General features: G+C 72.0%; 5 protein-coding genes. 2 read left to right on the plus strand and 3 right to left on the minus strand.

Going from position 1 to position 4,279, the window contains the following annotated elements; genetic code table 11:
• Positions 1-595: DUF2252 family protein (locus ACXJKL_RS15705; protein WP_457207968.1), on the plus strand; the 595-nt coding region annotated here is incomplete at its 5' end.
• 28 nt (positions 596-623) lie between these two features.
• Here ACXJKL_RS15705 and ACXJKL_RS15710 read toward each other — a convergent pair.
• From ACXJKL_RS15710 to ACXJKL_RS15720, 3 genes are read right to left on the minus strand one after another with little or no spacing between them, the layout of a single operon-like run.
• Positions 624-2,885 carry a LuxR C-terminal-related transcriptional regulator gene (locus ACXJKL_RS15710; protein WP_457207969.1) on the minus strand — a complete coding sequence of 754 codons (2,262 nt, stop codon included), beginning with the start codon at positions 2,883-2,885 and terminating at the stop codon, positions 624-626.
• A 58-nt stretch (positions 2,886-2,943) separates the two neighbouring features.
• Positions 2,944-3,192: a hypothetical protein gene (locus ACXJKL_RS15715; protein ID WP_457207970.1), complete on the minus strand. Its 249-nt coding sequence runs from the start codon at positions 3,190-3,192 to the stop codon at positions 2,944-2,946.
• A 50-nt stretch (positions 3,193-3,242) separates the two neighbouring features.
• Positions 3,243-3,836, minus strand: a complete 594-nt coding sequence (locus tag ACXJKL_RS15720; protein WP_457207971.1) for a hypothetical protein — start codon at positions 3,834-3,836, stop codon at positions 3,243-3,245.
• 177 nt (positions 3,837-4,013) lie between these two features.
• Between ACXJKL_RS15720 and ACXJKL_RS15725 the strand changes: the two genes are divergently transcribed.
• On the plus strand, positions 4,014-4,279 hold a 266-nt coding region (locus ACXJKL_RS15725), incomplete at its 3' end, for a hypothetical protein (RefSeq protein WP_457207972.1).

Genomic DNA, 4,279 nt, shown 5'->3' on the forward strand with positions numbered 1-4,279 from the left:
CTACCGGGCCTCGCTCCAGCACGACCGTCGCCACCTTCTCCAGCAGTTCGAGGTCGTGGACTTCGCCCGCAAGGTGGTCGGCGTGGGCAGCGTCGGGACCAGGGCCTTCATCGCGCTCCTGCAGGGGGTGGACGAGACGGACCCGCTGTTCCTGCAGGTCAAGGAGGCCACCTCGTCGGTGCTCGAGGGCCCCCTGCCCAAGAGTCGGTTCACCCAACCCGGGCAACGGGTCGTGCACGGCCAGCGCCTCATGCAGGGGACGAGCGACATCTTCCTGGGGTGGACCAAGGGTGAGGAGGAGGGTCGGTACTTCTACTGGCGCCAGCTCCGCGACATGAAGGGCTCGGCGCTGGTCGACCAGATGTCCGCCGGGACGCTGGCGTTCTACGGTCGGCTCTGCGGCTGGACGCTGGCCCGCGCGCACGCCCGCTCGGGGGACCCCATCGCCATCGCCGCCTACCTGGGTGACGACGACACCTTCGACCGGGCGATCACGGACTTCTCCCAGCGCTACGCCGACCAGAACGCCCGGGACCATGCCGCATTCGTCGAAGCGGTCCGTACGTCGAGGATCGACGCCGTCGAGGGCGTCTGACCACCCGGACCGGGTGCTGTGACTGGAGTCAGATCAGCTCGAGGCTGTGGGCCCGGGCGATCGCCTCGGTGCGGCTGCGGACGTCCAGCCGCGTGTAGATCGACTTCGTGTGGGAGTGGATCGTGTTGAACGACAGGAAGAGCTGGTGGGCGATGTCGCGCTTGGTGAGCCCCTGGGCCATGAGGCGCAGCACGTCGAGCTCGCGGTCGGTGAGGTCGGTGCGTCCCTCCCCCCTGCGGTGCGAGGTCGTGAGCGACCGCTCCAGGTGGGGCACCAGCCGACCGATGAACCCCGTGTCACCGCAGCGGGCGAGCAACGACTTGGCCTCCTCCAGCAGTGCCCGCGCCCCGTCCACGTCCCCGAGGCGGCGACGTACCGGAGCCCTCATCAGGCGCAGGTGGGCGGCCAGCAGCAGGTCCCACTCGCCGAACTGCTCGATGCCGCGCGCCAGCAGCGGATCCCCCTCGGACACCTGCCCGCATCGCGCCATCGCCGCTCCCAGGGTCGCGACGTAGTAGCCGGCGTGGGGCAGGTCGCCGAGGCCGTTCTCCTCGGCCCGGGCCACCGTCAGCTCCGCCAGCGCGCACGCCTCCTCCGGGGAGCTGCGCCCGAGAGCGATCTGGGCCTCGATGCCCATGGCGTCCATCACGCTCACCCAGGTCGCCGTCTCCGCCCCCAGCACCACGGCCCGCTGCAGGTGGGGCAGCGCCTGCTCGTGATCACCCGCCAGGAACAGTCCGAACCCGGTCGCGAAGGTGGAGAGGGCCTGGAACTCGGGAGCGAAGTCGGGGTGCAGCTCGTCCAGCGACCGAGCGGCCGTCTGCTGGCCCTCGGCGTCGCCCCAGACCAGCATCGCGCGGATCAGGGCGACCGAGTGCTCGACGTGGCTGGCTCCGTCGGGCATCCGCTGACCGGGGGTGGCGGCGCGCAGCGCCTGCTCGACGGCGAGCCGGGCCTCGTCCTGGTGGCCCTGCAGGCCGCACACGTACGCGCGAGCGACGCTCAGCGGGGCCGAGGAGGCGACGTGGCCGGCGGGAAAGGCGTCGAGCCACGCCGCGACCGTCGCCAGGCGGCCCCGGAAGACACGGACCGCCCAGTGCGACAGCACGAGGTCGGTGGCCTCGTCGAGGTCGGAGGCGGCGATGGCGTGCTCGATGGCCTGGCTCACGTCTCCGGAGTCGGCGAACCACCGCGACGCCCGCCGGTGCAGCTCGGCCCGGCGTGCGGGGTCGGTCGACCCGAGCTCCTGGGCCAGGAACTCGGCGAAGAGGTGGTGGTAGCGGTACCAGAGGCGCTCGTCGTCCAGCGGGACCAGGAAGAGGTTCAACCGGCCGAGCTCCTGCAGCAGGTCGGCCCCGTCCTCCCTGCCGGTGACGGCGTTGCACAGCGAGCCGGTCAGTCGAGACAGCATCGAGGTGTCCACGAGGAAGGCCCGCGCCTCCTCGCTGAGGGAGGCGAGCACGACCTCGGTGAGGTAGTCCATCACGTGCATGTTCGAGCCGCCGAAGGAGCTGAGGAACGCGGTGCGGTCGTCGGCAGCTCGCAGGCTCAGCAGGGCCAGCTGCAGCCCTGCCGGCCAGCCCTCGGTGCGCTCGTGGAGGCGGGCGGAGTCGCGGCGACCCAGGGGCGGGACGAGCGCCGCGTCCATCAGCAGGTGGGTCTCCTCGACCGAGAAGGCCAGGTCGTGGGCGCGGAGCTCCAGGAGCTCGCCGGAGGCCCGGAGGCGTCCGACCCGCAGCGGCCGGTCGAAGCGCGTCGCCAGCGCGATGTGCAGCTGCGGCGGGGCATGGCTGATCAGGAGCTCGATGGACTCGTGGCACGCCCGGGTCCGCACGAGCTGGTAGTCGTCGAGCACGAGCACGACCGGCTCCTGCAGGCTCTCGAAGTCCAGCAGCAGCCGCCGGACCAGGACCTCCACCGCAAGGCCGCCGATCGAGTGGAGCATCGGCTCGACGCTCGTCCCGAACGACGGATCCACCTGGCGCATCGACGCGACGATGCCGGTCCACAACGACACCGGGTCGTTGTCCGACGTCTCCAGGGCGACGTAGGCGAACCGGCGAGGGTCCTCGACCGCCCACTGGGCCAGGAGCACGGACTTGCCGAAGCCCGCCTGGGCCGAGACCAGGACCAGCCGCGCCTCGGTGTCGAGCAGCGGGGAGAGCAGTCGCGGTCGGGCCACGAGGTCCGGGCGCAGCGCGGGGAACCGGAGCTTGGACTGCGGCACCGGGGTCAGCGGCGCTGCCGCGTCCCGGAGCGACCCCGCCCCCTCGCGCGTCCCCCGTGTCATCGCTCCACGATAGGGGCGGGCGCAGCGGGCGCACCCGGGGCTTAGGTCCCGCCGGGGACTACGAAAGGCCCTTCCCGGCCGGTGTGACGCTGATGATCTCGACCCCGCAGTCGCCGAGCCAGACGATCACCCCGATCAGCTGGGCCTGGTCGATGATGTCGCCGCTGATGACCGTGAGGCCCTCCTCACCCCGCGTCGAGAGCCCGCGGAACGCATCAGGGAAGCGGTCACGCAGGTCCCCGCGGACGACGAACCGGTAGGGAACCGGGTCCCCGCCCGAACGGCCCGCGAACTGGTACGCCTGCATGCCGCCACGGTGCCCCCCTCCGCCGTCGCCGACATCCCCTGTTGCGGCCTTCACTCAGGTGAATCTGACCTGGACGATGCACGCCGCACGGGTGTCAGCACCCCGCCGATGCTCGGCCCCTCGTCCTGCGGCACCAGCGTCAGCACCCACCCGACGCTCGTCCAGGCACTCATGAGTCGGGCCGATGCCCGGTTCGRGTGGCGCAGGTGGGCGGCCAGCCTCCGCAGCGTCGTCGCGTCGACGCACAGCACGGCGTCCGGCAGCGCCGGGCTGATGACGAGGTCCGCGAGCGTCGCGACGTCTGCGCCCCTCGCCAGGACCGCGGTCGGCTCGACGTCGAGCCCKCGGCGCACGGCCAGCGGCATCACCGTCTGCCGGCAGCGAAGCCCCGGAGCCGAGAGCACCTGGCAGACGTCGGTGCCGGACAGGTCCAGGGCCAGCCGGTCGGCGAGGCCGTGCCCCTCCGGGGACAGTCCCAGCCAGTCGTCGGCCGGGTCGTCCGGGCGGGTCCGCGACTCCGACGGCGGCGCGACCACGATCCTCAGGAGCGGCTCCGCGAGGCCGTAGGACGCCAACCGGTCGACGGTCCGGTCCCCGTGCCGACGTCTGGCGTCGACGCCCACCTCCGTGTAGCGCTGGAGCACGTTCCCAGCATCCGGCGGACCGCCGCCGGTTGCCTCACCCGCCCGGGCTGATTCACCCGGGTGGACCGGGCGCCTGCACCCCACCCGGGTGAGGCGGGCGGTGGGCGATGCGAGGTGGTGCCGGCGGTGCTTCGATCAGCAGGACAGAGAGTTCCGACAAGAGAGGTGGTGACCCTGATGGGGGTTGCTGCAACCAAGCAGGAGGGCGACGCCAGTCGCTCCCTGGACGATCTCGGCCCGGTGGACTGGCTCGTCGTCGAGTTCCCCACCGAGAACTTCGGGGACGGCACGCTCGCGCCCATCCTCGCCGACTACGTCGACCGGGGGCTCATCCGCATCCTGGACATGCTGTTCCTGCAGAAGGACGCCGACGGTGAGCTCGAGTTCGCCGAGCTGACCGACGTCGGGGAGGGCCTGCTGGGTGACCTGCGACTGGCCGAGAC

The organism is Nocardioides sp. P5_C9_2 (assembly GCF_054049555.1).

Bases quoted from the DNA above. Each gene is read 5' to 3' on its own strand.
- ACXJKL_RS15710 (WP_457207969.1), bottom strand. From the start codon at position 2,885: ATGACACGGGGGACGCGCGAGGGGGCGGGGTCGCTCCGGGACGCGGCA.
- ACXJKL_RS15715 (WP_457207970.1), bottom strand. From the start codon at position 3,192: ATGCAGGCGTACCAGTTCGCGGGCCGTTCGGGCGGGGACCCGGTTCCC.